Consider the following 26,992-nt stretch of genomic DNA (forward strand, 5'->3'; position numbering starts at 1 on the left):
GTGCACCGTGACCGGCACCTGGCTGCTGCTCCGGGCGGCGCTGCGGCGCGACCGGCTGGTCGTGCTGCTGTGGGTGCTGGCCGTCGCCGGCATGTGGGCGGCGGTGCTCGGCGGCCTCGGCGCCGCGTTCGACGAGCAGGCGCGGCGGGGCCTGGTCGCGCTGCTGTCGGCCCAGCCGGCGCTGCTGCTGCTGCGCGGCGCGCCCGCCGGCATCAGCCTGGGCGCGGTGATGTTCGTCTCGACCTACGCCTACCTCGCCGTGATGGTGGCGTTCATGATGACCTTCTTCGCGGTGCGCCACTCGCGCGGCGACGAGGACGCGGGCCGCGCCGAGCTGGTGCGCGGCACCGCCGTCGGCCGCTGGGCGCCGCTGGTGTCGACGCTGATCGCGGGCGTCGTCGAGCTCGCGATCGTCTGCGGCGCGGTGCTGGCGGTGTCGGTCGCGCTCGGCCTGCCCGCGTTCGGCTCGTTGCTGCTGGCGACCGCGCTCGCCGGTGTCGGCGCCGTCGGCATGCTCGTCGGGCTGCTCGCCGGGCAGGTCTTCCCGACCTCGCGGGCCGCCAACGGGGCCGCATCGATCGTCGTGGGCGTATGGTTCTTCGTGCGCGGCATCGGGGATGCCCTGGGCGATCCGAGCGCGGATCTCACGCGGGTCGAGGCGGCCTGGCCCGTCTGGCTGAGCCCGATCGGGTGGGGCGCCCAGACGCATCCGTACGCCGATGCGCCGTGGGAGCCCGACGGCACGCCGCTGCTGCTGTTCGTCGCGGCCGTGCTCGTGCTCGGGGCGCTGGTCGCGGCGCTCGAGTCGCGCCGCGAGCTCGGCCGCTCGCTGCTGCCGGAGCGCGTGGGCCGGCCGACCGGCTCGGCGCGGCTGGGCCTCAGCCCCGGCGGCGCGCCCGTGGGGCTGACGGCCCGGCTGCTGCGCGGCGGCCTGCTGGCGTGGCTGGTCGTGGGGGCGGTGCTCGGCACGGTCGCGGGCCGGCTGGCGCCGGTGCTGGCGGGCGCGCTCGACGACAACCCGGCGCTGGGGGGCATCGTCGCGACCCTCGGCGAGGAGAGCGGCGGCGACACCGAGGGCATGTTCATCACCGCGATCGCCGGCATCATCGGCGTGATCGCCTGCGCGGGGGCCATGCAGGCGGTGATCCGGCTGCGGCACGAGGAGCAGGCGCACGGCGAGCTGGTGCTCGCGACGACCGTGCGCCGCATCGGCTGGCTGGCCAGCCACCTGCTGCTCGGCGTCGTCACCGCGCTCGCGACGCTGGCGGCGTTCACCCTGGTGACGGGCGCCTCGCTGGCCGCCGCCGGCGACGACCGCTGGGGGCAGCTCGCGAGCGTCGCCGTCACGCATCTGCCGCTCGTCGCCGTCTACCTGGCCCTCGCGGCGGCGCTCGTGGCGTTCCTGCCGTCGACGGTCGCGTGGCTCGGCTGGGTGCTGCTCATCGGGCTGCTGCTCGTGGGCGACTTCGCGCCCCTGCTGGGCGACGCGTGGGCGTGGCTCGAGAACATCAGCCCCTTCCACTGGGTCGCGAACCCGCTCGCCGCAGAGCCGGACTGGACGGGCTCCTGGTGGCTGCTCGCGGTCGCCGCGGTGCTGCTGGCGGCGGCCACCGCCCGCTTCCGCACCCGCGACGCGATCGTCTGAGCCGAGGCTCCGGCGCGAGCGGCGGCCGTCACGGCTGCCGGAGGAGCGCGGCCGCCATCATGCGCGTCATCGTGGCGACGTAGTCCTCCGCATCCCAACCGGCGCGCAGCACCAGCCGCTCGTAGAGGTCGCCGGAGAAGGCCAGCAGGAGGTCGCGCGCGGCCTCGAGGCTGAGGTCGGGGCGCAGGTGGCCGCCGTCGGCCAGCGCTCGTGCGTTGTGCAGCATCCGCTCGGCGCGGCCGCCCTCGATCTCCTCCAGCAGCCCCCGCGCCTCCGGGTCGACCTCGGCCGCGGAGCGGATGAGCGCGAGCACGGGGGTCGCCCGCGGCGCGACCTCGAGCGCCAGGCGCAGCCAGCCCTCGACGATCTCCGCGCCGGTCCCGGCCGACGCCGCTACGGCATCCGCCCGCCGCTCCGCGTGCTCGGGGCCGACGCCGGCCAGGGCGCTCTGCCAGATGGCGCGGACCAGGCCGGCCTTGCCCCCGAACGACTTGTAGATCGTCTCGGGGGAGACGCCGGCCTCCGCCGCCACGGCAGCGACGGTGGTGAGGGCGAAGCCCTGTGCCGTGAAGCGCTGCCGCGCCGCCTCTACGATCCGCCGCCGCCGCTCGGCAGCGCCCTCTCGACGGCGCGCCGCGTCATAGCGCCTCTTGACAGGCTGCTCAGCCACGAGGATCCTCCCCATTAGATACAGATCACTGTATCGAAACTTCGCAGCTCGCACGATGAGGAGTGGGACGATGAACCAGGAGGAGCCGGGCCGCAAGCGCTCGGCGACAGACGTCGTGCGGAGCCTGTACGGCTCCGTGAGGGCGCACGATCTGCAGGGGATCGTCGCGCACTTCGCGCCGGGCTATGCGCTCGAGAACCCGGCGCGACCCGATCGGAGCTTCCACGGCGCAGATCAGGTGCGGCGCAACTGGTCGACGCTGCTCGGCTCGATGGCGGATCTCGCGCTGGAGGAGCGGCGGCTGGTGGCCGACGGCTCGACCGTGTGGAGCGAGATCGCCATCCGCGGACACCTCGCCGACGGCCGAGAGCAGGCGCTGTGCGGCGTCATGATCTACCGCGTCGACGCGGGGCTCATCTCGGAGGGCACCTTCTACCTCGAGCCGGTCGTGCGCGACGGGCTCGACGCGGATGCGGCAGTGCGTGCGCTCGCCGCGGAGACGGGACGATGATCCTGGTGGTGGGCGGCTCCGGTCGCCTCGGCCGGCTCGTCGTCGAAGCGCTCAGCGCCCAGCACGAGGTGCGGGTGCTCGCCCGGCACGCGACGACCGCGGCGCCGCCGCTGCCCGGTCGGGTGCAGCTGGTCGACGGCGACGTCAGGGATGCTGCGGCGATGACCGCCGCGGCCGAGGGCGCCTCGTGCATCGTGGTCGCCTCGCACGGCGTGGAGAGCAGGGAGCGCGACGGGCTCGAGTCGGTCGACGTGCTGGGCGCCCGGGCGGTCGCCGCCGCCGCGACGAGGAACGGGTGCGGCATCGTGCTCGTCTCGGCGGTCGGCGCCGCGCCTGATGCCGCGCAGCCGCTGGCGCGCACGAAGTGGGCCGCCGAGCAGATCGTCAGGGAGTGCGGAGCCCCGTGGACGATCGTGCGCGCGGCCGCGTTCGCGCAGACCTGGGCCATGATCCTGACGCTCTCCGCGGGGCGATCGGGCCGTCCGAGCCTGATCGGCCCGGGGGCGGCACTGCATCGGTTCGTCGACGTGCGCGACGTCGCCGCTGTGGTGGCGCGCGCGGCGACCGACGACGCGCTCCGAGGGCGCATCCTCGAGGTGTGCGGACCGGATCCGCTCACGCCCTCGCAGCTCGCCGCCATGGTGCAGGAGGCCAACTCGTGGCACGGGGCGCCTCGGCACCTGCCCCTGGCGCTCGCCCGCGTCATCGGGTCGGGCCTGTCGCTCTTCCGCCCGGATCTCGGGCGACGGCTCACGCTCGGCATCGCCATGAACGAGTCGCAGCCGCCCGACAGCACTGAGGGCGAGCTGCCGACCTGGCTGGCGATGCGCCCGATCACCCCGGAGACGATGCGCTGGCCGCCGGCGTCGACCAGCGTCGACGCGTGACGCACAACGCAAGCCCGACTCGGCATCGGCGCGGCAGATCGACTCGTGCTCGGGCGAGCGCCGCGGAAAGGCCTCAACGGGCTTGCGTTGTGCATCGGGAGGCGAGGCGGATGCGTCACGTGCGCCCGACCCGCATCCACGCGTCCGAGCGGGCACGCAGGCCCAGCGTCACGGCCCGCGCCCCGAGGTAGCCGAACGAGAACGCCGCCCAGATCGTCGCCAGCGCATCCACGCCCGGCACGAGCGCCAGCAGCAGCAGCGGCAGGTAGACGGCCAGGTTGAGCAGGCCCGTCCACGCCAGGTAGCGCACGTCGCCCGCGCCGATCAGCACGCCGTCGAGCACGAAGACGAAGCCGGCGATCGGCTGCGCCAGCGCCAGCAGCACGAGCGCGACCGGCAGCGCCTCGAGCACGGCCGCGTCGCTCGTGAAGACGCCCCCGAGCACCCACGCGACCGAGAGCAGCAGGGCCCCGACGACGCATCCGAACCCCACGCCCCATGCCTGCAGCCGTCGCGTCACGGCGCGCGCCTCGGCCACGTCGCCCGCCCCGAGCGACCTGCCCAGCATCGCCTGGCCGGCGATGGCGAGCGCGTCGAGCGCGAAGGCGAGCGTCGAGAAGAGGGTGAACGCGATCTGGGTGGCGGCGAGCGTCGCCGTGCCCGCCTGCGCCGCGATGGCGGTCGTCGCGAGCAGCGCCACCCGCAGCGACAGCGTGCGCATGAACAGCCAGCCGCCGGTCGACGCGGTGCGGCCGAGGTCGCCCCAGTGGATGCCGAGCGGCACACCGGCCCGCCGCGCCTCGCGCACCGCGAACCACAGGAAGAACGCGGCCATGCCCCACTGCGCGATGACCGTGCCGAGCGCGCTGCCCGCGACGCCGAGCCCGCCGCCGTAGATCAGCAGCACGTTGAGCGCGGCGTTCGCGGCGAAGCCGATGGTGGCGACGACCAGCGGCGTGCGGGTGTCCTGCAGGCCGCGCATGAGGCCGGTCGCGGCCAGCACGATGAGCATGGCGGGCAGCCCGAGGATCGAGATGCCGAGATAGACGGCCGCGTGCGCGGTGACGGCGGATGCGGCACCGAAGAGGGCGACGACGGGTCCGGCGAGCGGGGTGGCCAGCACGAGCACCGCACCGGCGACGATCGCCAGCCAGATGCCGTCGATGCCCGCCCGGATCGCAGCCGGACGATCGCCGGCACCCAGCAGCCGCGCGACGGCCGGCGTGGTGCCGTAGGCGAGGAAGATCAGCAGCCCGACGGCGGTCGAGAGCGCCGCGACGCCGATGCCGACGCCCGCGAGCTGCTCGGCGCCGAGGTGCCCGACGAGGGCCGTGTCGACGAGCAGGAACGCCGGCTCGGCGATGAGCGCGCCGAGCGCGGGCACGGCCAGCCGCAGGATCTCGCGATCGCGGGCGTCGGGTCGCAGGCGCACCCGGCAACGCTACCGGCGCGGCGCACGCCGCTGGCGGCCGGTCGGGCGCCCGGTCGCGACGGCGGCAGCGGCGCCCGGCTCCGACGCCGGATCCCGCACCGCGCGCCATATGCTGACCCCCATGACGACTCTGCCCTCCGGCCTGCCCGTCGACGACTTCAGCGCCGAGATCCGCCCCCAGGACGACCTCTTCCTCCACGTGCACGCCAAGTGGCTCGAGCGCACCGAGATCCCGAACGACAAGGCTCGCTGGGGCGCCTTCGCGGTGCTGGCCGAGCAGGCCGAGGAGGCCGTGCGCGAGATCGTCATCGAGATGCAGCAGGCCGAGCCGGGCACCGACGCGCGCAAGGTCGGCGACCTCTACGCATCCTTCCTCGACGAGGCGGCGGCCGACGCCAAGGGCATCGACCCGATCCGTCCGCTGCTCGAGCGCGTCGACGCGGTCGACAGCGTCGACGGGCTGCTCGAGCTGATGGGCGACCTCGAGGCGATCGGCGGCCCGGGCCTGGTGGGCGTGTGGGTCGACACCGACCCGGGCGATCCGGGCCGCTACCTCGTGCACCTCAACCAGGGCGGGCTGGGGCTGCCCGACGAGTCGTACTACCGCGAGGATGCGTTCGCCGAGGTGCGCACGGCCTACCTCGAGCACCTGCAGACGATGTTCGGCCACCTCGGCGACGCCGAGGAGCGCGCCCACGCCGAGGCGACGCTCGTCTTCGCGCTCGAGACCGAGATCGCCACCCACCACTGGGATCGCGTGACCTCGCGCGATGACGAGAAGACCTACAACCTGCAGCGCCCCGCCGAGCGCTACCCTCGCCTGCACACCTGGCTGCGCGCCGTGCACGCGCCCGAGGGCACGTTCGACGAGGCGGTCGTGCGCCAGCCGAGCTACTTCGACGGCGTGTCGGCGATGCTCGTCGACGAGCGCCTCGACGAGTGGAAGGCGTGGCTGCGCCTGGGCGTGCTGCGCTCGTTCGCCAGCTACCTGACCACCGGCATCTCGAAGGATCAGTTCGACTTCTACGGCACGGTGCTCACCGGCGCCCCCGAGCAGCGCGAGCGCTGGAAGCGCGGCGTCTCGCTCGTCGAGGGCATGCTCGGCGACGCGATCGGCCGCATCTACGTCGACCGGCACTTCCCGCCGGAGGCGAAGGCCGCGATGGACGAGCTGATCGCGCACCTGGTCGACGCCTACCGCGCGTCGATCGCCCAGCTCGAGTGGATGGGCGAGGAGACCCGCGGGCGCGCGCTCGAGAAGCTCGAGAAGTTCACGCCCAAGATCGGCTACCCCGTGCGGTGGCGCGACTACGGCTCGCTCGAGATCGGCGCCGACCTGGTCGCCAACGTGCAGGCCGCGACCCGCTTCGAGCACGACCGCGAGCTGGCGAAGATCGGCAAGCCGATCGACCGCGACGAGTGGTTCATGAACCCGCAGACGGTCAACGCCTACTACAACCCCGGCTTCAACGAGATCGTCTTCCCGGCCGCGATCCTGCAGCCCCCGTTCTTCGACGTGACGAGGGATGCGGCTGCGAACTTCGGCGCCATCGGTGCCGTCATCGGGCACGAGATCGGGCACGGCTTCGACGACCAGGGCTCGAAGTTCGACGGCGACGGACGCCTCCACGACTGGTGGACCGACGAGGACCGCACGGCGTTCGACGCGCGCACGAGCGCGCTGATCGCGCAGTACGACGCGCTCGAGCCGGTCGCGGCCCCCGGGCACAAGGTGAACGGCGCGCTCACGATCGGCGAGAACATCGGCGACCTGGGCGGGCTCGGGATCGCCTGGAAGGCCTATGTCGCGTCCCTCGGCGGGGCGGAGCCGCCGGAGCTCGACGGGTACACGGGCGCGCAGCGGTTCTTCCTGTCGTGGTCGTACGCCTGGCAGCTGAAGATCCGTCAGGAGGAGGCCGTGCGGCTCGTCTCGATGGACCCGCACTCGCCGAACGAGCACCGCACGAACCAGGTGGTCAAGAACCTCGACGCGTTCGTCGAGGCGTTCGGCGTGCGGCCCGGCGATGCGCTCTGGCTCGACCCGGAGGCGCGCGTCACGATCTGGTGACGCCGCGCGTCAGGCGCGGCCGGGCGAGCGCAGCAGCGCCCCGAGCTCGTCGAGCGCGCCGTCGACCACCCGGTAGTGCGCCCACTTGCCCCGCTGCTCGCGCTCGATGAGCCCGGCGGCGACGAGCACCTTGGCGTGATGGGATGCGGTGGGCTGGCTCACGTCGATGGCGTCGGCCAGGTCGCACACGCAGATCTCGCCGTCGGTGGCGGCGAGCATCGAGAGCATCCGCAGGCGCGAAGGCTCGGCGACGGCCTTCAGGCGGGCCGCGATCGCCTCGGCCTCCGCGCGCTCGAGCGCGGGCTCTCCGGGCGTGCACCAGACGGTCTCTCGCATGTCACGCATCCTCTCGCATCGACCTCCGTCGATATGATACACATTGACACACATCGATACGAGAGGAGGTGCGCGATGGACGAGCAGGTTCTGGAAGAGGCCCGCAAGGAGTGCTGCGGCGACGGCTGCTGCTAAACGATCGCTCGGGCGGAGGCCCTTGCGGGCCTCCGCTGCCCAGCCGCCGTCGATGTCCAGCAACCTGGGAGCGCACGCGGGTCGCGGCTCGGTATCGTGGGGCGCGGAACCAGGCCAGCTCCGCTGGCACATCCCAACGGCAGGAGCGAACATGCGCGGCAGGATCCTTCTCGTGATCGGCTTCGGCGCCGGCTATGTGCTCGGTGCGAAGGCAGGTCGCCTGCGCTACGAGCAGATCGCGGGCGCGGCCGACAAGGTGTGGAACTCGCCTTCGGTCGCGAAGCAGCGGCACGAGGTGCAGCATTTCGTCGAGACGAAGGCCCCCAAGCTCGTCGAGTCGGCGAAGGACGCCGCCGGCGACGCGATCAGCAAGGTCAGCCGGCGCAGCGCGCGCCACGGTGGCGAGGGCTCGAGCACCGGCACGGGCACCGGAGAGTTCTGATGGTGGAGCGCAAGTCGCTCGGCGATCTGCTGGCGGAGACGCCGCAGCTGATCGTCGGCCTGATCAAGGCCGAGATCCAGCATCTGAAGGACGAGCTCTCGACGAAGGCGGCCGGCCTCGGCGCCGGCGCGGGCGTGCTCGCGGGGGCAGGGTTCTTCGCGGTCTTCCTCTTCGGCTGGCTGCTCGTCGCGGCGTTCGAGGGCCTCAATGTGGTCTTCCCGCCGTGGCTCTCGGCGCTGCTGGTGTCGGCGTTCCTGCTGCTGGTCGCCGGCATCCTGGTGCTCGTCGGCCTCGGGCTGCTGAAGAAGAACAAGGACTTCTCGAACCTCGAGGCGGTCGACAGCATCAAGGACGACGTCAACATGGTGCGCGGCGTGGGCTACGCCGCCGAGGGCCGCAGCCCGCTCGACGACCTGCCCACCACGAACGGAGCCCCGCGATGACCGAGCAGCGCGACATCGACCGCCAGCGCGAGGAGCTGCGCCAGCACCTCAACGAGATCGAGGACCGCGTCAACCCGAAGAAGGTCGCGAACCGCTTCGTGGGCAAGGCGCAGGACTCCTACAACGAGGATCCGACGCCCTGGATCGCCGCCGCGGCGGGCGCCGCCGTGCTGGTGCTGGGCGGCATCGCCCTGGCGATCTTCGGCCGCCGCTGAGCGCTGCGCCGCGACGTCCCGCGCTGACGGATGCGGGGCGCGCGTTCGCCGTCGAGCGTCACCTGGCGACCCTCAGCACGCTGCGGCGCGACGGCTCGCTGCACGTGGTCGCGGTCGGCTGCACCGTGGAGGAGACGGCGACCGGCCTCCTCGTGCGGGTGATCACCGACGGCGCTTCGCAGAAGGTGGCGAACCTGCGTCGCGACCCGCGCGCGAGCATCGCCCAGCTGGATGGCGCGCGCTGGTGCTCCTTCTCGGGCACCGCCACGATCGCGGACGACCCGCGGCGCGTCGCCGATGCGGTCGAGCGCTACGCGCGCCGCTATCGACAGCCTCGCGTGAATCCGAACCGCGTGGTCATCGAGCTCGAGGTCGAGCGCGCGATGGGCTCGCGGGGACTCATCGCCTGAGGTCGGGCGCGGTCACGCCGAGACGGCGGATGCGGTGGGTCGCGGCGCGTCGACGACGGTCGTGGCGCGCGGGTGGAGCAGCACGGCGATCGCGGCCCCGGCGGCGCCTCCGACGAGCTGCGCCGCGATGAACGGGAGCACGCTTGCCGGTGCGATGCCCGCGAACGTGTCCGAGAGCATCCGCCCGATCGTCACCGCCGGGTTGGCGAACGAGGTCGAGCTGGTGAACCAGTAGGCGGCACCGATGTAGGCGCCGACCGCGGGCGCGATCGCGGCCGACCTGCCGCTGCGGGAGAGCGCCACGATCACGAGCACCAGGCCAGCGGTCGCGACGACCTCGGCCAGCAGGCGGCCGGCGTCGACGCGCTCGGTGGTCGCGATCGCCGTCGGCACCTGGAACATCAGGTTCGCCAGCACGGCACCGGCGACGGCGCCGATCACCTGAGCGCCGATGTAGCCGCCGAGCTCGGTGGCGGAGAGGCCGCTGCGGTCGCTGCGCCCGAGCACGGCGTCGACGATCGAGACCACAGGGTTGAAGTGCGCTCCGGAGGTCGGCCCGAGCACCACGATGAGCACGGCGAGCCCGAACGCGGTCGCGGTCGAGTTCTGCAGCAGCTGCAGGCCCGTGTCGTCTGGCGAGAGCCGCGCGGCCATGATGCCCGAGCCGACCACCACCGCCACCAGCAGACCGGTGCCGAGCAGCTCGGCGAGCAGGCGCCGAGAGAGCGGCAGGTGGGAGGCGGTGGACGAGGTCACCCGACGATCTTGACGACGATCGGTCACTCAGTCAACATTGAGTCAATGAACACCGAGCAAACAGGCCTCGGGGCGCGCGCCGCGAAGCACGCCGCGCTCGCCGATCGGGCCCGGCTGCGCCTGGTCGACCTGCTGACGCTCGGCGATCTCGCACCGAGCGAGATCGCCGACTCGCTGGGCATGCCGTCGAACCTCGTCGCGCACCACCTCTCGGTGCTCGAGCGCGCCGGTCTCGTCACGCGCACGAGGAGCGAGGCCGATCGGCGACGCTCCTACGTGCGCCTCGCCCCTGCCGGGCTCGCGGGGCTCGCACCGTCGCCCACCGCCGCAGCCCGTCGCGTCGTCTTCGTCTGCACCGCCAACTCCGCGCGCTCGCAGCTCGCGGTCGAGCTCTGGGCACGACGCAGCGACATCCCAGCGACCTCCGCCGGCACCCGCCCCGCCGCGGAGGTCGCTCCGGGTGCGGTCGCCGTGGCGGCGCGGCGCGGGCTCGACCTGCAGGGCGCGGTGCCGCGCGGGCTCGACGGTGTCGTCGAGCCCACCGACCTCGTCATCACCGTCTGCGACGCCGCCCACGAGTCGTTCGAGGGCGCGGCGCTCCACTGGTCGGTGCCCGACCCGGTGCGCGTCGGCACCGACGCAGCCTTCGACGCTGCGTTCGACGACCTCGAGCGTCGCATCGACGAGCTCGCGACGCGCCTGAGGGCCGCGTAGCGAGCGACAGGCGCCCGCGGCCTCGAGCTCAGCGGGCGACGCCGTCGCGCCAGACGCCCGCCACCTCGAGGCGCCCGTCGAGCGCGACGAGGTCGGCGCGGGCGCCCACGACGAGACGTCCGAGATCGGGGCGACCGACAGCATCCGCCGGTGCCCTGGTGGCCGCGTCGAGCGCAGCGTCGATCGGCACGCCGGCGCTCAGCAGCACCCGCACCGCCCGGTCGAGCGTGAGCGTCGAGCCGGCGATCGCGCCGCCGTCGGCCAGCCGCGGCAGGCCCTGGCGCACGCGCACCGCCAGCGCACCGATGCGGTAGTCGCCGTCGGCCATGCCGGCCGCCGCCATGGCGTCGCTGACGAGCGCCACGCGGCCGGGCGCCGACCGCACGAGCAGCGCGAGCACCTCGGGCGCCACATGCTCGCCGTCGGCGATCGCCTCGAGGGTGACGCGCTCGTCGAGCAGCGACGGCGGCAGCGGCCCGGGGGAGCGGTGGTGCATCGGCGGCATCGCGTTGCAGGCGTGCGTGAGCAGCGTCGCGCCCGCGTCGAAGGCGGCGCGCGTCGCGTCGGCGTCGGCGCCCGTGTGGCCGACGGCGACCCGCACGCCCGCCGCCACGAAGCGCTCGATCGCGGCGAGCGCGCCCGGCAGCTCGGGCGCGACGGTGATCTGCAGCAGCCGGCCCTCGCCCGCGGCGAGCAGGCGGTCGACGGCCTCGGGGGTCGGCTCCTGCAGCGCCGAGGCCTGGTGCGCGCCGCGATGGCTGTCGGCCAGGAACGGCCCCTCGAGGTGGATGCCGAGCACCGAGGCGTCGACCGCGGCCCGCGCGGCCGCCGCGCGCACGCGCCGCTCGAGCAGCTCGAGCGGAGCGGTGACGAGCGAGATCGCCTGCCGGGTCGTGCCGTGCGCCGCGTGGAAGCCCAGGATGGCGTCGAAGTCGGGCTCGTCGTCGTCGAAGGCACCGCCGACCGCGCCGTGGCAGTGCAGGTCGACGAAGCCGGGAGCCAGCGTGACCGCGCCGAGCGCGCGGTCGCCGATCGACGCGTCGAGGGCGCGCGGCGGCGCTCCCTGGCCGATCGCGGTGATGGCGCCGCCCGCGGACTCGAGCCACGCATCCGGCACCAGCATGCCCTCGACGAGCGCGCGGTCAGCGGTCAGCAGCACACGCGAGTCGGTCACCCGCCCAGCCTATTCAGCGGCGACTGCCGAGCCGTCTATGCGGCGGCGGTGACGACGGCGGCCGCGGCGAGCTCGCGACGCGACACCTCGAGGGTGTCGAGGTCGATGCGCACGGCGGTCTCGGGCGCCATGCGCTGCCAGCCGTCGCCGGTCAGGCCGCTCGACGTGACGGCGACCGCGCCGTCCTCAGAGCGGCGCCACGACAGCTGGTAGTAGTGGTCGACGTGGCCGATCGGCAGGTCGTCGCCCAGCCCCGACTCCTCGAACAGCTCGAGCGGGATCGGCGCGCCCTCGTTGGCGTGCACCGCGATGAGCTCGCGGTTCGAGAGCACCAGCAGGTTGAGGGCGCTGCTCGGGAACTCCCGCCGCAGCTCGGCGACCACCGCGGTGACCGCGTCGAACAGCGGCTCGCCGGCGTCGTAGCGGCGCAGGATCAGCGCGAACACCGCCGCCGTGTCGGTCTCGCCGCCGACGCGGGCGAGCTCGGCGTCGGTGACCTTCGCGCGCAGCCGGGCGAAGGGCGTCACCGACCCGTTGTGGGCGAGCACGACGTCGTCGACGCGGAACGGGTGCGTGTTCTGCACGCGCGTGGCGAAGCCCTCGGTGGCGAGCCGCAGGTGCGTCAGCCGGGCGCGCGACGGGGTGTCGCCGAGCGCGTCGGTGAGGTCGGGGTTGTCGAGGCCGCGGGCGGCGTCGCGGTAGCGGCGCACCTCGTCGCCGTCGAGCCAGGCCGTGCCCCAGCCGTCGGTGTGCAGGCGGCCGAGCCGCTGCCACTCGCGCGTGCTGGCGTCGCCGAGCACCTCGCGCGTCGTGGCAGGCGAAGGGGAGACGTGAGCGAGCAGTCTGCACATCGTGGGTTCCCCTTCCGTTCCGACCATTCTCGCGCATCCGGGCACGAACGGGCGGATGCGTCGTCACACTCGGTAACGCGCGTCGCCACGGGCGTGTTCCGGGTGTGCTCCGGGCGTCGTCCCCGGCCCGCTTTGCTACGCCCCGTGACGCCGGGGTGGTGCGCTCGGCGGCCGCGGTTCGTAGCGTCGCCCCATGACCACCAGTGCACTCACCGTCGAGCTCGACGACGTCACCCGCACCTTCGCGCAGCGCGATGCGGACCGCGTCGTGCTCTCCGACGTCGACCTGCGGGTCGGCGCGGCGGAGATCGTCGCGATCCTCGGCCCATCCGGCTGCGGCAAGTCGACGCTGCTGCGGCTGATCGCCGGCCTCGACAGCGCCGACGGCGGCTCGGTGCGCATCGCCGGCGAGGCCGTGCGCGCGGCCGATCAGCGCGTGGCCGTCGCCTTCCAGGAGCCGCGGCTGCTGCCGTGGCGCACCATCACCCGCAACGTCGCGCTCGGCCTGCCCGACCACGGCCGCTCGGCCGCCGGGCTCGCCAGGGTCGCCGAGCTGCTCGACCTCGTCGGGCTCCGCGACGCGGCCGAGCTGCGGCCGAGGCAGGTCTCCGGCGGCATGGCGCAGCGCGCCTCGCTGGCCCGCGCGCTGGCCCGCGAGCCGGGTGTGCTTGTGCTCGACGAGCCCTTCGGCGCGCTCGACGCCCTGACGCGGCTGTCGATGCAGGAGCTGCTGCTCGACGTGCACCGCGCCGAGCCGCGCACGATCGTGCTCGTCACCCACGACGTCGACGAGGCCCTGCACCTGGCCGACCGCGTCGTGCTGCTCGGTCCCGGCGTCACCGCCGAGGGCTCGACCGTCGTCTCGCTCGTCACCGTGCCCGGCGAGCGGCCCCGCGACCGCGGCGCCGCCGACCTCGCGGAGCTGCGGGCCGAGCTGCTCGAGGGCCTCGGGGTCCCGCGCAGGCACACCGACGCATCCGCCCCCCTTCCTTCCCACGCACTGCACACCGTCGACCAGGAGGTCCTCGCATGAACCGCACCCGCACCGCAGCCATCGGCGCCAGCCTCATCGCCGCGTCGATGCTCGTCGGCTGCGCCGGCGAGGGCTCGACCGTCGCCCCGCAGGCGAACGCCGCGACCGACGCCGGCTGGAGCGCCGATACGCTCGACGTCGACTTCGCCACCTACAACCCGCTCAGCCTGATCATCAAGGACCAGGGCTGGCTCGAGGCGGCCACCGAGGGCGAGGTCACGGTCAGCTGGGTGCAGTCGACCGGCTCGAACAAGGCCAACGAGCTGCTGCGCGCCGGTGCCGTCGACGTCGGGTCGACGGCCGGCTCGGCCGCGCTGCTCGCCCGCGCGAACGGCTCGCCGATCCGCACGATCGACGTCTACTCGCAGCCCAACTGGTCGGCGATCCTGGTGCCGGCAGCCTCGGAGGTGACCGAGGTCTCGCAGTTGGAGGGCGCGTCGATAGCGGCCACGAAGGGCACCGACCCCTACTTCTTCCTGCTCCAGTCGCTCGCCGAGGGCGGCCTGTCGGCCGACCAGGTCAGCGTGCAGAACCTGCAGCACGCCGACGGCCTCGCGGCCCTGCAGTCGGGCGCGGTCGAGGCGTGGTCGGGGCTCGACCCGATGCTCTCGACCGCGGTCGCCGACGGCAGCGCCCGCATCATCTACGACAACATCGACTTCAACTCCTACGGGTTCCTGAACGCCACCGAGGAGTTCCTGGAGGCGTCGCCGGATCTCGCGCAGCTGATCGTCGACGCCTACGAGCGAGCGCGCGAGTTCGCGATCTCCGAGCCCGAGGAGACCGCCCGCATCCTGTCGGAGGTCGCGGGCATCGACCCGGTCGTCGCGACCGCCGTCATCCACGACCGCACCAACTTCGAGGTCGACGCCGCCCCGGGCGACGCACAGCGCGAGGTGCTCGAGTTCATCGGGCCGATCTTCGTGGAGGCCGGCGACGTCACGAGCCAGGCGGCTGTCGACGAGGCGCTCGACACGCTCTTCGACACGCAGTTCGCCGACGCGGCCGACCCGAGCTCGGTCGGCTCATGACGCTGACGCTCGCAGGCCCCGCCCCGGCCCGCGCGGGCAGCGGCCGCCTCGCCGCCCCGGTGGTGCTGAGCGGGCTGATCGTGCCGCTCGCGCTCTTGGCGCTCTGGTGGGCGGTGACGGCGCTCGGCATCGTGCCGCCGCACCGGCTGCCGCCGCCTGCCGCAGTGCTCGAGGCGGGGCTGCAGCTGGCGGCCGACGGCACGCTGTGGCGGCACGTCGGCATCTCGGCGCAGCGCGTCGTGCTCGGCTTCGCGATCGGTGCCGCCGCGGGCCTCGCGCTCGGCGCGCTCGTCGGGCTGTCCCGGCGCGCGAACCGACTGCTCGGCCCGACGGTCGGGGCCTTCCGCGCGGTGCCGTCGCTCGCCTGGGTGCCGCTGCTGGTGCTGTCGCTCGGCATCAACGAGGACTCCAAGGTCGCGCTCATCGCCATCGGTTCGCTCTTCCCGGTGTTCACGACGGTCGCCGGCGCCCTGCGGCACGTCGACCCGCAGCTGGTCGAGGCCGGTCGGGCGTTCGGGCTCTCCGGCATCCGTCTCCTCGCCGCCGTGCAGCTGCCCGCCGTCGTGCCGTCGGTCGTCTCGGGCCTCCGGCTCGCGCTCGCGCAGGCCTGGCTGTTCCTGGTGGCGGCAGAGCTCATCGCGTCGTCGATGGGGCTCGGGTTCCTGCTGATCGACTCCCAGAACAACGGTCGGGTCGACCGCATCCTGCTGGCGATCGTGCTGCTCGCCGTGCTCGGCAAGGCGAGCGATGCGCTGATCGGCGTCGCCGAGCGGCGGCTGCTGCGCCGCTGGCTGTGAGGCGCCGCCGATCCGCGCGCCGATCCACAGGCCCCGCCACGGCCGCAACCCGCCCGGCGCCTGCCCGCTAGCCTCCGCCTGGTGCGTGAGAATGGTGGGATGACCGTCGAGCTGACCCCGGAGCAGCTGGCGATCTATGACGCCATCGAGCAGGGCGACGGGCACCTGTTCATCACCGGCCGCGCCGGCACCGGCAAGTCGACGCTGCTGCGGCACCTGACCGAGCACTCGAAGAAGTCGATCATCGTCTGTGCCCCGACCGGCGTCGCGGCCCTCAACGTCGGCGGCCAGACCATCCACTCGCTGCTGAAGCTGCCGCTGGGCGTGATCGCCGAGGCGCCGCTGCGCCAGCGCACCGAGCTGAAGCAGATGCTCGGCAAGCTCGACCTGCTGGTGATCGACGAGATCTCGATGGTGAACGCCGACCTGATGGACGCGATCGACCGCTCGCTGCGGCAGGCCCGCGGCGTGCGATCGGTGCCGTTCGGCGGCGTGCAGGTGGTGATGTTCGGCGACCCGTACCAGCTCGCGCCGGTGCCGGGCGACGCCGAGGAGCGCGCCTACTTCGCCGACCACTACGAGTCGATGTGGTTCTTCGACGCCCGCGTCTGGCGCGAGGAGGCCGAGCTGCGGGTTGTCGAGCTCGTGCACATCCATCGGCAGTCCGACCTCGAGTTCAAGCAGGCGCTGAACGCCGTGCGCCACGGCACCGTCACCGCCGAGATCGCCCAGCTGCTGAACGACGCGGGCGCGCGCACGCCCCCTCGCGAGGTGCTGACGCTCGCCACCCGCAACGACACCGTGACGCGCATCAACGCGCGCGAGCTCGCGCAGCTCGCCGGGCGGCCGAAGACCGCGGCGGCGGAGATCTCCGGCGACTTCGGCGGCCGCCAGTACCCGGCCGACGCCGAGCTGCAGCTGAAGCTCGGCGCGCAGGTGATGTTCCTGCGCAACGACTCCGAGGGCCGCTGGGTCAACGGCTCGCTCGGCAAGGTCGTCGACATCGGCGGCACCGTGTGGGTCGAGGTCGACGGCGAGCAGCACGAGGTGGAGCCGGCCGTGTGGGAGCAGTACCGCTACTCGTACTCGCCGGTGACGAAGGAGATCAAGCGGGATGTGGTGGCCGAGTTCACGCAGTTCCCGCTGCGGCTCGCGTGGGCGGTCACGATCCACAAGTCGCAGGGCAAGACCTTCGACCAGGCGGTCGTCGACCTCGGCACGCGGGCGTTCGCGCCCGGGCAGACCTATGTCGCGCTGTCGCGGCTGACCTCGCTCGAGGGGCTCTACCTGACGCGCCCCCTCAAGCCCGGCGACATCATCGTCGACCAGCGGGTGCGCCGCTTCATCCACGAGGTCCGTGAGCGCGATGCGGCCAGGGCGGCCAGGGCCGATCTCAAGGACGCCCCGCCCGCTGCCGCGCAGGCGGCGCAGGCCGCGCCGCCCGACGCGCCCCCGGCCGAGACAGCCGCCGAGGAGGATCGTCGCGATCGCGTCGAGGCGCTCTTCGCGCCCGACGCGCCGACGCCCTTCTAACGGGGCTGGGCCCGCTCGCCCTGCTGCGCTGACGCATCCGCCTCGTCTGCGTCCTCGGCGCCATCGTGCTCGGCGGCATCGTGCTCGGCTGCTCCGTGCTCGACGACGGGCAGGTCGGCGAGCGCGCGCAGGAACCGGGTGGCTGCCTGGCGCTCCTCGCTCGACATCGAGGCGGCGACCGCGAAGCGGCGGGTGTGGTCGCGGCCCACCGAGGCGGTGGCTGCGGTGCGGGTCTCGTCGGTGACGACCACCGAGAGCGCGCGGCGATCGGTCGGGTGCGCCTCGCGGCGGATGTGGCCGCCGCGCTCGAGCCGGTCGAGCAGCTTCGTCACCGAGGGCCCGGTGATGCCGAGGTGCTCGCCGAGCAGCGTCGAGGTGACGATGCGGCCCTCGCGCGCGGCCGACATGGTGAAGCGGATCGCCCGCATGTCGTTCTCGCCCAGCTTCATGAAGCGCCGGCCGGCCTCGCTGTGCGCCTCCGAGGTGCGATGCCAGGTGCGGAGCGCCTGGAAGAGGTCGACGATCTCCTCGACCGTCTCGTCGGTCAGGCCCATCGTGCGCACCAGCTCGGAGGACGCCCCCAGGCGCCTGGGGTCGAGCATGGCGCGCTCGTCCGCAGCGTGGGTCGCATCAGTCACGGGGAAACCCTAGTGCAAAGGCTCATAGTTGCGTGGGCTAATTATTTGCTACGCTCACCGCATGTCGATCCAAGCCCAGCTCGAGCAGGAGCTCGTCGTGCTGCTCGATGACGAGGGCAACGCCGTCGGCACCGCGCCCAAGGCCACCGTGCACCATGCAGACACCCCGCTGCACCTGGCGTTCTCGCTGCACCTGCTCGACGACGACGGGCGGATGCTCGTCACGCGTCGTGCGCTCAGCAAGATCGCGTGGCCCGGCGTCTGGACGAACGCCTGCTGCGGCCACCCCGCGCCGGGCGAGACGCTCGACGGCGCCGTGCGCCGCCGCCTCTGGCAGGAGCTCGGCACCGAGGCCGACGCGCTCGAGCTCGCCCTGCCCGACTTCGCCTACCGCGCGGTCGACGCGAGCGGGATCGTCGAGCACGAGCGCTGCCCGGTCTTCATCGCCCGGCTGAGCGCGCCGCTGCATCCGGATCCGGCCGAGGTCGCCGAGGTGCAGTGGGTCGAGCCCGAGCGGCTGCTGGCCGGCATCCGCGCGACGCCGTGGGCGTTCAGCCCCTGGCTGGTGCTGCAGGCCGAGCAGCTGCCGCTGCTGGCGGGTGCCGCATGACCACCGTCGACGCCCCGACGCTGCTGGCCGAGGTCGAGCAGCGCATCGCGCAGCTCGCCGCGCCCACCGGTCCGCATCCGGTGCAGGCGGCCGCCGCTCGCGCGGCGATCGGCGGCAAGCTGCTGCGGCCGCGCCTGGTGATCGCCGCGGCGGGCCCGGGCGCTCCGCGCGACGCGATCGTGGCGACGGCCGCAGCGATCGAGCTGCTGCACGCGGCGCTGCTCGTGCACGACGACGTGATCGACGCCGACGACGAGCGTCGGGGCGAGCCATCCGTCGCCCGAGCCGCAGCCCAGACCGGCGCCTCCGCGGGGCTCTCGGCCACGGCGGCCGCACGGCTGGGCCTCACCACCGCGATCGTCGCCGGCGACGCCCTGCTCGTGCGCGCGCTCGCCGCCATCGCGCGGCTCGACCTGCCCACGCGCGACCGCACCCGCCTCGTCGACATCGTCGAGCGCGCCATGGTGCGCGCGGCCGAGGGCGAGCACGACGACGTGCTGCTCGCCGGGGCGGTGCCCGACGAGAGCGCGATCCAGCGGATCCTCGAGGGCAAGACCGCCGACTACTCCTTCCGCGCGCCGCTCGAGCTGGGCGCCGTGCTCGGCGGTCGCGACGAGGGCGCGGTCGCGGCGCTCGGCGCCATCGGCCTGCGCATCGGCGTGATCTACCAGCTGCGCGACGACGTGCTGGGCGTCTTCGGCGACGAGGCGACCACCGGCAAGAGCGCGCTGAGCGACATCCGCGCCGGAGCGCCCACGCTGCTGTCGGCGCTCGCGAGCCGCCACCCGATCTGGGCGACCGCCACGCGCGACTACGGCGACCCGCGCGCCGACGCCGGCGGGGCCGCCCGCGTGCGCGCCGCGATGCGCGCGAGCGGTGCGCTCGACGCGGTCGAGCAGCGCATCGCCGCCGAGGCCGCCGAGGCACGCGCGATGATCGCCGAGGCGCCCGTCGAGGAGCGCCTGCGCACCGAGCTGCTGGCGATGCTCGAGCGCTGCGCGGAGCGCAGCCGATGACCGGCCTCGACCTCTACACGGCGACCGCCCGACGGGCGAGCGCGACCGTGATCGAGGCCTACTCCAGCTCGTTCGGGCTCGCGAGCAGGCTGCTGCCGCCCGGCATGCGCGGCGACATCCAGACCGTCTACGCGCTGGTGCGCGTGGCCGACGAGATCGTCGACGGCTGCGGTGCCGAGTCGGGCCTCGACCAGGCCGCCTGCCGCGAGGTGCTCGACGCCCTCGAGCGCGAGGTCGAGCGGGCGCTCACGACCGGCTTCAGCGCCGACCTCGTCGTGCACGCCTTCGCCGAGACCGCCCGCCGCGTCGGCATCGACACCGGCCAGACGGCACCCTTCTTCGCCGCGATGCGGCGCGACCTCGACCCGGTCGCCTTCGTCGACGAGCGCGAGCTGCGCAGCTACATCTACGGCTCCGCCGAGGTCATCGGCATCATGTGCGTGCGCTGCTTCCTGGGCGGCGAGCAGCTGCCCGACGCGCAGGCGCGCACCGTGGCGCGCGGTGCCCGAGCGCTCGGCCGCGCCTTCCAGGTGGTCAACTTCCTGCGCGACATCGGCGCCGACGCCGACGTGCTCGGCCGCGCCTACCTGCCCGGCCTCGACCCGGCGCACCCGACCGAGGAGGCCGTCTGCCGCGTGCTCGACCGGCTCGAGGGCGAGCTGCGCATCGCGCGCGGCACGATCGGCCTGCTGCCGCGCAGCGCCCGCCCGGCCGTCAGCGCCGCGCACGACATCTTCGCGGCCCTCGCCCGACGCATCCGCGCCACCCCGGCAGAGGAGCTGCCGCTGCGCCGCATCAGCGTGCCGCGGCTCGAGAAGGCCGCGATCGTCGCCAGAGCCGCGGTCGGCGCGAGCATCGCCCGCACGAGCGCGCCGCGCATGGTGCGCGCCGAGCGCGCCGAGCGGGCCGAGGTCGCCCGATGAGCCGCATCGTGGTCATCGGCGGCGGCATCGCCGGCATCGCCTCGGCCGGCCTGCTCGCGCGCGACGGCCACGAGGTGACGCTGCTCGAGCGGGGCTCCGCCCTCGGCGGCCGCGCGGGCACCTGGCGCTCGCAGGGCTTCACGTTCGACACCGGGCCCTCCTGGATGCTCATGCGCGAGCCCTACGAGCACGCGTTCCGCCTGCTCGGCTCGAGCCTCGAGGCAGAGGTCGACGTGGTGCGCCTCGACCCCGCCTACCGGGTGCTCTTCGAGGGGCACGACGAGCCGTTCGAGGTCTCGGGCGACGTCGAGGTGACGCTGTCGCGCTTCGAGGCGATCGAGCCCGGTGCGGGCGAGCGGCTGCGGGCCCACCTCGCGTCGGCGACCGAGACGGCCGAGCTCGCCACCGGCGGGCTGCTGTCGAACCGCTTCGACTCGCTCGGCGCGTTCACCGGCCTCGGCCTCGGCGGCCGCGTCGGCACGCTGCTGCGCCTGCTGGCCGAGACGCTCGAGTCTCGGGTCGCCGGGGTCGTGCGCGACCCGCGGCTGCGGCAGGTGCTCGGCTACCCGGCCGTCTTCCTCGGCACCGAGCCGAAGTCGGCGCCCTCGATGTACCACCTGATGAGCCACTTCGACCTGGTCGAGGGCGTCTGGTACCCGCAGGGCGGCTTCGGGGTGATCGTGGATGCGCTGGCCCGCCTGGCCACGGAGGCCGGCGCCGCGCTCCGCACCGGCGCCGACGTGCGCAGCATCGTCGTCGAGCAGGGCGAGGCCCGCGGCGTGGTGCTCGCCGACGGCAGCCGCATCGACGCCGACATCGTCGTCTCCGCCGTCGACGGCCACGCGACCGACACCAAGCTGCTCGCGCAGGAGCCCGGCGTCGCCGAGCGCGGCCGGCGCCGCTGGGCGAAGCGCGTCGCGGGGCCGTCGGCGGTGCTCGTGATGCTCGGCGTCGAGGGCGAGCTGCCGCAGCTCGCGCATCACTCGCTGCTGTTCGCCCGCGACTGGGAGCAGGGCTTCGACCGCATCTTCGGCGCGCCTGCGGTGCGGGCGATCGACGGCGTCACCGATCCCGCCTCGCTCTACGTGAGCAGGACATCCGCCACCGACCCCTCGGTCGCGCCCGCCGGCCACGAGGCGCTCTTCGTGCTGGTGCCGGTGCCCGCCGACACGCGGCTCGGGCATGGCGGCATCGACGGCGCGGGCGACGCCGACGTCGAGCTGATCGCCGATCGCGCGATCGCGCAGATCGCCGACTGGGCCGGCATCGACGATCTCGCAGGGCGGGTGGTCACGCGCCGCACGATCGGGCCGGCCGACTTCGCCGCCGACCACGACTCCTGGCGCGGCACCGCCCTCGGGCCCGCGCACACCCTGCGGCAGAGCGCGATGCTGCGCGGCTCGACGAAGCACGGCTCGGTGCGCGGCCTGCTGCTCGCCGGCGCCACGACCGTGCCGGGCATCGGCGTGCCCATGTGCCTGATCTCTGCCGAGCTGGTCGTCAAGCACGTGCGCGGCGAGCGGTCGACAGGTCCGCTGCAGCCGCTCGAGCGAGAGGCGGCGCGATGACGCTCGTCTACCTCGGCGTGCTGCTGCTCTCGGCGATCGGCACGGGCCTGCTCGACCTGCGCTGGCGGCTCGCGCTGTTCCGCGACGCCCCGCGCACCGCCATCGCCGTGCTGGGCACCGCCGCGGTGCTGCTGCTCATCGACCTCGCCGGCATCGCGACCGGCAACTTCAAGCTCGGCGCATCGCCGTGGATGACCGGCTTCGAGCTGCTGCCGCACCTGCCGATCGAGGAGCTCGTCTTCATCACCTTCCTCGCCTACGTGTCGCTGGTCGCCTACGCCGGCGCCGAGCGGCTGCTCGCGTGGCGGCGAGCGCGCACGGCGGAGCGCAGCGCATGAGCTACGCGCTGGTGCTCCTGCCCGTGCTGCTGGCGGCGGTCGTCACGGCGGGGGTCGCCTTCCGCAGCGACCGTCGCGGCTGGGCGGCGCTCGGGCTCGCCTCGCTTCTGGTGCTCGTGCTCACCGTGGTCTTCGACTCGATCATGATCGCGGTCGACCTGTTCCGCTACGACGAGTCGCTGCTGCTGGGGCTGCGGGTCGGCGTCGCTCCCGTCGAGGACCTCGGGTACGCGCTGGTCGCGCCGCTGCTGGTGGCGAGCCTGTGGCGGCTGCTCGGCCCCTGGCGCTCGTCCGGCACCGCCGACGAGCCTCGCCGGGAGCGTGCCGATGCCTGAGGTCGCCGCCGACACCGGCCTCGCCCGCCGGCTGCTGCTGGCGTCGCGCCCCGTGAGCTGGATCAACACCGCGTTCCCCTTCGCGGCCGCCATGCTGCTGACGACCGGCCAGGTCGACGCGCGGCTCATCATCGGCACGCTGTTCTTCCTCGTGCCGTACAACCTCGCGATGTACGGCATCAACGACGTCTTCGACTACGCATCCGACGCGCAGAATCCCCGCAAGGGCGGCATGGAGGGCGCGCTGCTGCCGCCCTCCAGCCACCGCGCGACGCTCGCCTGGTCGATCGGCCTCGCCGTGCCGTTCGTCGTGGCCCTGGTGCTCATCGGCGGGCCGGCGTCGTGGATCGTGCTCGGCGTGAGCCTGTTCGCGGTCGCCGCCTACTCGGTGGCGGGGCTGCGCTTCAAGGAGGTGCCGGTGCTCGACTCGATCACCTCGAGCACCCACTTCGTGAGCCCCGCGGTCTACGGCCTCGTGCTGGCCGGCGCCGACTGGAGCCCGCAGCTCGTCGCGCTCCTCGTCGCGTTCTTCTGCTGGGGCATGGCGAGCCATGCGTTCGGCGCGGTGCAGGATGTCATCCCCGACCGTCAGGGCGGCATCCACTCGATCGCGACCGTGCTGGGTGCTCGCGCGACGGTGCGCCTGTCGATCGCGCTGTGGGCGGCGGCCGGCCTGCTCATGCTGCTGACGCCCTGGCCCGCGTGGCTCGGCGCGGTCGTGGCGGTGCCCTACATCGTGCTGGCCGCCCCGTTCTGGAGCATCGACGACGTGGGCAGCGCCGAGGCGAACCGCGGCTGGCGGCGGTTCCTGTGGGTGAACTACGCCTGCGGCTTCGTGGTGACGATGCTCTGCATCGCGTGGGCGATGGGGGTGCGGTGAGCGGCAGGCGCGTGCTGGTGACGGGTGCGACGGGCTACATCGGCGGGCGCCTCGCACCGCGGCTGGTCGAGGCCGGGCACGAGGTGCGGGCGCTCGCGCGCGATCCCGGGCGGCTGCGCGATGCGTCATGGGCGGATGCGGTCGAGGTCGTCGCGGGGGATCTCGAGGTGGCCGCCGACGTGCGTCGCGCGGTAGAGGGCATCGACGTCGTCTTCCACCTGGTGCACGCGATGGCGGCCGGCGGCGACTTCGCGAAGGCGGAGCTCGCGCAGGCGCGGAACGTCGCGGCGGCCGCGAAGCAGGCCGGGGTGCGCCGCATCGTCTACCTGTCGGGTCTGCATCCGGAGGGGGAGCACCTCTCGAAGCACCTCGCCTCGCGGGTCGCGGTGGGCGAGGCGCTGCTGGCGTCGGGCGTGCCGACGATCGTGCTGGAGGCGGGCATCGTGATCGGCTCGGGCTCGGCGTCGTTCGAGATGATCCGGCACCTGACCGAGGTGCTGCCCTACATGCCGGCGCCCCGGTGGGTGCGCAACTTCGTGCAGCCGATCGCCGTGCGCGACGTGCTGCACTACCTGGTCGAGGCGGCCAGCCTGCCCGACGACGTGCACGGCGCCTTCGACGTCGGCGGCCCCGACGTGCTGCGCTACGGTCAGACGATGAACGGGTACGCGGTCGAAGCGGGCCTGCCGCAGCGTCCGATCGCACCGCTGCCGGTGCTGACGCCCTGGCTCGCCTCGCAGTGGGTCAACCTCGTGACGCCCGTGCCTCGCGCGATCGCGATCCCGCTGATCGGCTCGCTGCTGCACGACTGCGTGGTCGAGGAGCGTCGCATCGACGCCGTGATCCCGCCGCCCGAGGGCGGCCTGACCGGCTACCGCGACGCCGTGCGGCTCGCGCTGGTGCGCGAGCGGGCCGGCGACATCGAGTCGAGCTGGCGCTCTGCGTCGGCGGCCGGCGCCCCCGCCGACCCGCTGCCCAGCGACCCGGACTGGTCGGGCTCGACGGTGTTCGAGGATGCGAGGGAGCGCACCACCACCGCCTCGACCGACGCGGTCTGGCGGGTGATCGAGGCGATCGGCGGCGAGCGCGGCTGGTACTCGGTGCCGCTGCTGTGGAGCATCCGAGGCCTCGCCGACCGGCTGGTGGGCGGGGTCGGGCTGCGTCGCGGCCGCCGCGACCCGGTCTCGCTGCGCGAGGGCGACACCGTCGACTGGTGGCGGGTCGAGCGCATCGATCGGGGGCGGATGCTGCGCCTGCGTGCCGAGATGAAGGTGCCGGGCCGTGCGTGGATCGAGTTCTCGGTCGAGCCGGTCGCAGGCGTCGCCGCCGCGGACGGCACCGCCGGCTCTGGCGCCGCCCGCTCGCACTACCGGCAGCGCGCGGTGTTCCTGCCCAGCGGCCTCGCGGGCCGGCTCTACTGGTGGTCGCTGGTGCCCGCGCACCATGTGATCTTCGAGCTGATGGCGGGGCGCATCGTCGCGGCGGCCGAGGCCGAGGGCGCCCAGGACGAGGGCCCCGAGGTCGAGGGCCCCGACGTCGAGGGCCCGCGGTGAGGCTCTGGTCGCTGCATCCTGGCCTGCTCGACCGGCAGGGCTTGACGGCGTGCTGGCGCGAGGCGCTGCTGGCGCAGGCGGTGATCGCCGGTCGCACGCGCGGCTACACGCGCCACCCGCAGCTCGAGCGCTTCCTCGCGCAGCCCGACCCGCTCGCGAGCGTCGGCGCCTACCTGTCGGCGGTCGCCGATGCGGCCGAGGCGCGCGGCTACAGGTTCGACCGGTCCCGCATCGATCGGCCGGGCCCGGCGCCGGTCATCATCGTCTCCGACGGGCAGCTGCAGCACGAGTGGCGGCATCTGCGCGCGAAGCTGGCGCAGCGCAGCCCCGAGCGGCTCGGCCTGGCGCGCCGGCCCGTGCCGCACCCGCTGTTCTTGGTCGAACCGGGGCCGGTCGCGCCGTGGGAGCGCCCCTAGCTGCACCCGGTCATGACCTTGGTGGCAGCCGAGTGGTGCCGTCAGCAGCCGACGGTGAGGTGGCGATCTGACGAACGCAGCTCGAGCTCGTCGATGACGGCGACCGCGAGATCCTCGGTGGTGATCCGCGATCGGCCGTCCGCGCCGATCAGCGCCGTGTCCGTGCCCCGGCGGTAGCTGCCCGTGCGAGCGCCGGGCTCGAGGATCGCCGACGGGCTGAGGTAGACCCAGTCAGCCGAGCCGTGCTGCCGGCATACGCGCAGCTGCTCGCTGCTGGCGAGCGCGAGGGCTCGCCAGGCCACGGGCACCCACGGGCACGAAGTCGGGGTTGTCGACCAGCCGCACGTGCGGCGCGCCGGGGGTGCGCAACGGGCCGGCGCCGCCCACGATGAGCAGGCGTGTGCCGGTGGCCGCTGCTGCGTCGAGGAGGGTCGCGGTCGCCTCGGCCACCGAGGAGTCCTCGCCCGGTCTGGCGCGGATCGCGACGACGGCCGCATCCGCGTCCGCCAGCAGCGGGCGCATCGCGGCGTCGTCGGCGGCGACCGAGTGCGCCGTTACGCCCGGCCGCGCGGGGTGCGCCGGCGGCTGCCGCGCGACGGCGGTCACGCTGTGGCCGCGCCGCAGCGCCTCGTCGGGAGCGGCTGAGCCGACCATGCCGCTCGCGCCGATGACGGTGATCCTCACGTGGTCTCCTTGCGTGGTGGGCTGAGCTGCCCGGCGAGCAGCGCGGTGAGCGCCAGCCCGAATCCGGTGAGCTGCAGCGCGTTCAGGTTCTCGCCCAGCACGACCGCGCCGAGCGCCGCCGCGACGAGCGGCGACAGCAGTCCGAGCAGAGCGGTCGCGGTCACGGGCAGACGGCCGATGCCGCGGAACCACAGCGTGTAGCCGAGCAGGCCACCGACGAGCCCGAGCCAGCCGTAGCCGAGAGCAGCCGCCGGGTTGACGCTCGGCATGTCCTCGAGCAGCACGGTCAGTGGCAGCAGGAAGAGGCCGCCGGCGGTGAGCTGCCAGCCGGCGAAGGCGAGCGGCCCGGTGCCGGCCGGTCGCCCCCAGCGCTTCGTCAGGGTGACGCCGAGGGCCATCGCCGTAGCACCCGCCAGGCCGGCGACGATGCCGAGCGGGTCGAGCACGGCTCCCGGGCCGAGCACGACCAGCCCGACGCCGACCAGGCCGACGATGCCCCAGCCCAGGCGCCACGTCGACAGCGACTCGCCCAGCACCACGACGGCGAGCAGGGCGACGATCAGCGGCTGCCCGGCCCCGAGCGTCGCGGCGACGCCACCCGGCAGTCGCTCTGCAGCGACGAACAGCAGCGGGAAGAAGACGCCGATGTTCAGGATGCCCAGCACTGCCGACTTCCACCACCAGCTGCCGCTCGGCATGGTCCGACTGATCGCGAGAGCGAGCAGACCGGCCGGGAGCGCCCTGACGAGCGCGGCGAAGAGCGGATGCCCCGCGGGCAGCAGCTCGGTCGTCACGAGGTAGGTGGTGCCCCAGACCGCGGGCGCCAAGGCCGTCGCCGCGATCAGGCCGGCTCTGTTGGTCGTCGGCGCGCTCAGCGGGGCCACGGTGGTGCTCATCGCCGCCGCCGGGGGTGCGCTTGCGCTGATGTCGTCATGGCTTCAGTGTCGG

32 protein-coding genes are annotated in these 26,992 nt (G+C 73.9%); 22 read left to right on the top strand and 10 right to left on the bottom strand.

Annotated features, from left to right (window positions below; all coding sequences use genetic code 11):
• Positions 1-7 precede the first annotated feature (7 nt).
• Positions 8-1,645 carry an ABC transporter permease gene (locus Q9250_RS09515; RefSeq protein ID WP_306231637.1) on the top strand — a complete coding sequence of 546 codons (1,638 nt, stop codon included), beginning with the start codon at positions 8-10 and terminating at the stop codon, positions 1,643-1,645.
• Positions 1,646-1,673: 28 nt separating this feature from the next.
• Here the strand turns inward: Q9250_RS09515 and Q9250_RS09520 are convergent, their stop codons facing one another.
• Positions 1,674-2,315 (bottom strand): TetR family transcriptional regulator, encoded by a 642-nt coding sequence (locus Q9250_RS09520; protein WP_306231638.1) that lies wholly within the window; start codon positions 2,313-2,315, stop codon positions 1,674-1,676.
• A 70-nt stretch (positions 2,316-2,385) separates the two neighbouring features.
• Here Q9250_RS09520 and Q9250_RS09525 point away from each other — a divergent pair, with 70 nt between their 5' ends.
• Both Q9250_RS09525 and Q9250_RS09530 read left to right on the top strand, forming a co-directional pair.
• Positions 2,386-2,826, top strand: coding sequence for a nuclear transport factor 2 family protein (locus Q9250_RS09525; RefSeq protein WP_306231640.1), 441 nt, complete (start codon positions 2,386-2,388; stop codon positions 2,824-2,826).
• Positions 2,823-3,713, top strand: coding sequence for an SDR family oxidoreductase (locus Q9250_RS09530; protein WP_306231642.1), 891 nt, complete (start codon positions 2,823-2,825; stop codon positions 3,711-3,713). Before Q9250_RS09525 ends, Q9250_RS09530 begins: the two co-directional genes overlap by 4 nt.
• A gap of 115 nt (positions 3,714-3,828) precedes the next feature.
• On the opposite strand, the gene Q9250_RS09535 is transcribed toward Q9250_RS09530, so the two are convergent.
• Positions 3,829-5,145, bottom strand: coding sequence for an MATE family efflux transporter (locus Q9250_RS09535; protein WP_306231644.1), 1,317 nt, complete (start codon positions 5,143-5,145; stop codon positions 3,829-3,831).
• A 121-nt stretch (positions 5,146-5,266) separates the two neighbouring features.
• Between Q9250_RS09535 and Q9250_RS09540 the strand changes: the two genes are divergently transcribed.
• Positions 5,267-7,213 (top strand): M13 family metallopeptidase, encoded by a 1,947-nt coding sequence (locus Q9250_RS09540; RefSeq protein ID WP_306231646.1) that lies wholly within the window; start codon positions 5,267-5,269, stop codon positions 7,211-7,213.
• A 9-nt stretch (positions 7,214-7,222) separates the two neighbouring features.
• Here Q9250_RS09540 and Q9250_RS09545 read toward each other — a convergent pair whose 3' ends face one another.
• The gene (locus tag Q9250_RS09545; protein WP_306231647.1) at positions 7,223-7,549 is read right to left on the bottom strand and encodes an ArsR/SmtB family transcription factor; all 327 of its coding nucleotides are present in this window, start codon (positions 7,547-7,549) and stop codon (positions 7,223-7,225) included.
• Between the two features lie 286 nt (positions 7,550-7,835).
• On the opposite strand from Q9250_RS09545, the gene Q9250_RS09550 reads away from it, so the two are divergent.
• Genes Q9250_RS09550 through Q9250_RS09565 form a run of 4 tightly spaced genes read left to right on the top strand, consistent with a single transcriptional unit; the run spans position 7,836 to position 9,194 of the window.
• Complete coding sequence (locus tag Q9250_RS09550; RefSeq protein ID WP_306231648.1) at positions 7,836-8,126, top strand: hypothetical protein; 291 nt, start codon at positions 7,836-7,838, stop codon at positions 8,124-8,126.
• Positions 8,126-8,569, top strand: a complete 444-nt coding sequence (locus Q9250_RS09555; RefSeq protein ID WP_306231649.1) for a phage holin family protein — start codon at positions 8,126-8,128, stop codon at positions 8,567-8,569. The genes Q9250_RS09550 and Q9250_RS09555 overlap by 1 nt, the downstream gene beginning before the upstream one ends.
• On the top strand, positions 8,566-8,784 hold the full coding sequence (locus Q9250_RS09560; protein WP_306231651.1) for a DUF3618 domain-containing protein: 219 nt from the start codon (positions 8,566-8,568) through the stop codon (positions 8,782-8,784). The genes Q9250_RS09555 and Q9250_RS09560 overlap by 4 nt, the downstream gene beginning before the upstream one ends.
• A 23-nt stretch (positions 8,785-8,807) precedes the next feature.
• Positions 8,808-9,194, top strand: coding sequence for a PPOX class F420-dependent oxidoreductase (locus Q9250_RS09565; RefSeq protein ID WP_306233975.1), 387 nt, complete (start codon positions 8,808-8,810; stop codon positions 9,192-9,194).
• Positions 9,195-9,206: 12 nt separating this feature from the next.
• Here the strand turns inward: Q9250_RS09565 and Q9250_RS09570 are convergent, their stop codons facing one another.
• On the bottom strand, positions 9,207-9,950 hold the full coding sequence (locus Q9250_RS09570) for an aquaporin (RefSeq protein WP_306231652.1): 744 nt from the start codon (positions 9,948-9,950) through the stop codon (positions 9,207-9,209).
• Between the two features lie 45 nt (positions 9,951-9,995).
• Here Q9250_RS09570 and Q9250_RS09575 point away from each other — a divergent pair, with 45 nt between their 5' ends.
• On the top strand, positions 9,996-10,664 hold the full coding sequence (locus Q9250_RS09575; RefSeq protein WP_306231653.1) for an arsenate reductase/protein-tyrosine-phosphatase family protein: 669 nt from the start codon (positions 9,996-9,998) through the stop codon (positions 10,662-10,664).
• A 28-nt stretch (positions 10,665-10,692) separates the two neighbouring features.
• Here Q9250_RS09575 and Q9250_RS09580 read toward each other — a convergent pair whose 3' ends face one another.
• Positions 10,693-11,838 carry an N-acetylglucosamine-6-phosphate deacetylase gene (locus Q9250_RS09580; RefSeq protein WP_306231654.1) on the bottom strand — a complete coding sequence of 382 codons (1,146 nt, stop codon included), beginning with the start codon at positions 11,836-11,838 and terminating at the stop codon, positions 10,693-10,695.
• A gap of 35 nt (positions 11,839-11,873) precedes the next feature.
• Positions 11,874-12,689: a class II glutamine amidotransferase gene (locus Q9250_RS09585; protein ID WP_306231655.1), complete on the bottom strand. Its 816-nt coding sequence runs from the start codon at positions 12,687-12,689 to the stop codon at positions 11,874-11,876.
• A 193-nt stretch (positions 12,690-12,882) separates the two neighbouring features.
• Between Q9250_RS09585 and Q9250_RS09590 the strand changes: the two genes are divergently transcribed.
• From Q9250_RS09590 to Q9250_RS09605, 4 genes are all read left to right on the top strand, one after another.
• Positions 12,883-13,722, top strand: coding sequence for an ABC transporter ATP-binding protein (locus Q9250_RS09590; protein ID WP_306231657.1), 840 nt, complete (start codon positions 12,883-12,885; stop codon positions 13,720-13,722).
• A complete protein-coding gene (locus Q9250_RS09595) occupies positions 13,719-14,753 on the top strand; it encodes an aliphatic sulfonate ABC transporter substrate-binding protein (RefSeq protein WP_306231658.1) in 1,035 nt (344 codons plus the stop codon). The genes Q9250_RS09590 and Q9250_RS09595 overlap by 4 nt, the downstream gene beginning before the upstream one ends.
• The gene (locus Q9250_RS09600; RefSeq protein WP_422665036.1) at positions 14,750-15,550 is read left to right on the top strand and encodes an ABC transporter permease; all 801 of its coding nucleotides are present in this window, start codon (positions 14,750-14,752) and stop codon (positions 15,548-15,550) included. Before Q9250_RS09595 ends, Q9250_RS09600 begins: the two co-directional genes overlap by 4 nt.
• A 99-nt stretch (positions 15,551-15,649) precedes the next feature.
• Positions 15,650-17,083: an ATP-dependent DNA helicase gene (locus Q9250_RS09605; protein ID WP_306231659.1), complete on the top strand. Its 1,434-nt coding sequence runs from the start codon at positions 15,650-15,652 to the stop codon at positions 17,081-17,083.
• On the opposite strand, the gene Q9250_RS09610 is transcribed toward Q9250_RS09605, so the two are convergent.
• Complete coding sequence (locus tag Q9250_RS09610; protein ID WP_306231660.1) at positions 17,080-17,721, bottom strand: MarR family winged helix-turn-helix transcriptional regulator; 642 nt, start codon at positions 17,719-17,721, stop codon at positions 17,080-17,082. The two genes, Q9250_RS09605 and Q9250_RS09610, sit on opposite strands and share 4 nt — an antisense overlap.
• A gap of 61 nt (positions 17,722-17,782) precedes the next feature.
• On the opposite strand from Q9250_RS09610, the gene idi reads away from it, so the two are divergent.
• Genes idi through Q9250_RS09655 form a run of 9 tightly spaced genes read left to right on the top strand, consistent with a single transcriptional unit; the run spans position 17,783 to position 25,360 of the window.
• Entirely contained in the window at positions 17,783-18,331 is a 549-nt protein-coding gene (gene idi / locus Q9250_RS09615) for an isopentenyl-diphosphate Delta-isomerase (protein ID WP_306231661.1), read from the top strand.
• On the top strand, positions 18,328-19,347 hold the full coding sequence (locus Q9250_RS09620; RefSeq protein ID WP_306231663.1) for a polyprenyl synthetase family protein: 1,020 nt from the start codon (positions 18,328-18,330) through the stop codon (positions 19,345-19,347). Before idi ends, Q9250_RS09620 begins: the two co-directional genes overlap by 4 nt.
• The gene (locus Q9250_RS09625; protein ID WP_306231664.1) at positions 19,344-20,270 is read left to right on the top strand and encodes a phytoene/squalene synthase family protein; all 927 of its coding nucleotides are present in this window, start codon (positions 19,344-19,346) and stop codon (positions 20,268-20,270) included. The genes Q9250_RS09620 and Q9250_RS09625 overlap by 4 nt, the downstream gene beginning before the upstream one ends.
• Positions 20,267-21,838 carry a phytoene desaturase family protein gene (gene crtI, locus Q9250_RS09630; RefSeq protein WP_306231665.1) on the top strand — a complete coding sequence of 524 codons (1,572 nt, stop codon included), beginning with the start codon at positions 20,267-20,269 and terminating at the stop codon, positions 21,836-21,838. The genes Q9250_RS09625 and crtI overlap by 4 nt, the downstream gene beginning before the upstream one ends.
• Positions 21,835-22,176: a lycopene cyclase domain-containing protein gene (locus Q9250_RS09635; RefSeq protein WP_306231667.1), complete on the top strand. Its 342-nt coding sequence runs from the start codon at positions 21,835-21,837 to the stop codon at positions 22,174-22,176. The genes crtI and Q9250_RS09635 overlap by 4 nt, the downstream gene beginning before the upstream one ends.
• Positions 22,173-22,511, top strand: a complete 339-nt coding sequence (locus Q9250_RS09640) for a lycopene cyclase domain-containing protein (protein WP_306231668.1) — start codon at positions 22,173-22,175, stop codon at positions 22,509-22,511. The genes Q9250_RS09635 and Q9250_RS09640 overlap by 4 nt, the downstream gene beginning before the upstream one ends.
• Positions 22,504-23,391, top strand: a complete 888-nt coding sequence (locus Q9250_RS09645) for a prenyltransferase (protein ID WP_306231669.1) — start codon at positions 22,504-22,506, stop codon at positions 23,389-23,391. Before Q9250_RS09640 ends, Q9250_RS09645 begins: the two co-directional genes overlap by 8 nt.
• Entirely contained in the window at positions 23,388-24,944 is a 1,557-nt protein-coding gene (locus Q9250_RS09650) for an SDR family oxidoreductase (RefSeq protein ID WP_306231670.1), read from the top strand. The genes Q9250_RS09645 and Q9250_RS09650 overlap by 4 nt, the downstream gene beginning before the upstream one ends.
• A complete protein-coding gene (locus Q9250_RS09655) occupies positions 24,941-25,360 on the top strand; it encodes a pyrimidine dimer DNA glycosylase/endonuclease V (protein ID WP_306231671.1) in 420 nt (139 codons plus the stop codon). Before Q9250_RS09650 ends, Q9250_RS09655 begins: the two co-directional genes overlap by 4 nt.
• 41 nt (positions 25,361-25,401) lie before the next feature.
• Here Q9250_RS09655 and Q9250_RS09660 read toward each other — a convergent pair whose 3' ends face one another.
• Genes Q9250_RS09660 through Q9250_RS09670 form a run of 3 tightly spaced genes read right to left on the bottom strand, consistent with a single transcriptional unit; the run spans position 25,402 to position 26,940 of the window.
• Positions 25,402-25,662 (bottom strand): NAD(P)-dependent oxidoreductase, encoded by a 261-nt coding sequence (locus Q9250_RS09660; RefSeq protein ID WP_306234010.1) that lies wholly within the window; start codon positions 25,660-25,662, stop codon positions 25,402-25,404.
• The gene (locus Q9250_RS09665) at positions 25,592-26,044 is read right to left on the bottom strand and encodes an NAD(P)H-binding protein (protein WP_306231672.1); all 453 of its coding nucleotides are present in this window, start codon (positions 26,042-26,044) and stop codon (positions 25,592-25,594) included. The genes Q9250_RS09660 and Q9250_RS09665 overlap by 71 nt, the downstream gene beginning before the upstream one ends.
• On the bottom strand, positions 26,041-26,940 hold the full coding sequence (locus Q9250_RS09670) for an EamA family transporter (protein ID WP_306231673.1): 900 nt from the start codon (positions 26,938-26,940) through the stop codon (positions 26,041-26,043). Before Q9250_RS09670 ends, Q9250_RS09665 begins: the two co-directional genes overlap by 4 nt.
• Positions 26,941-26,992: the final 52 nt, after the last annotated feature.

It is taken from the genome of Agrococcus beijingensis (genome assembly GCF_030758955.1).
Lineage (GTDB): Bacteria > Actinomycetota > Actinomycetes > Actinomycetales > Microbacteriaceae > Agrococcus > Agrococcus beijingensis.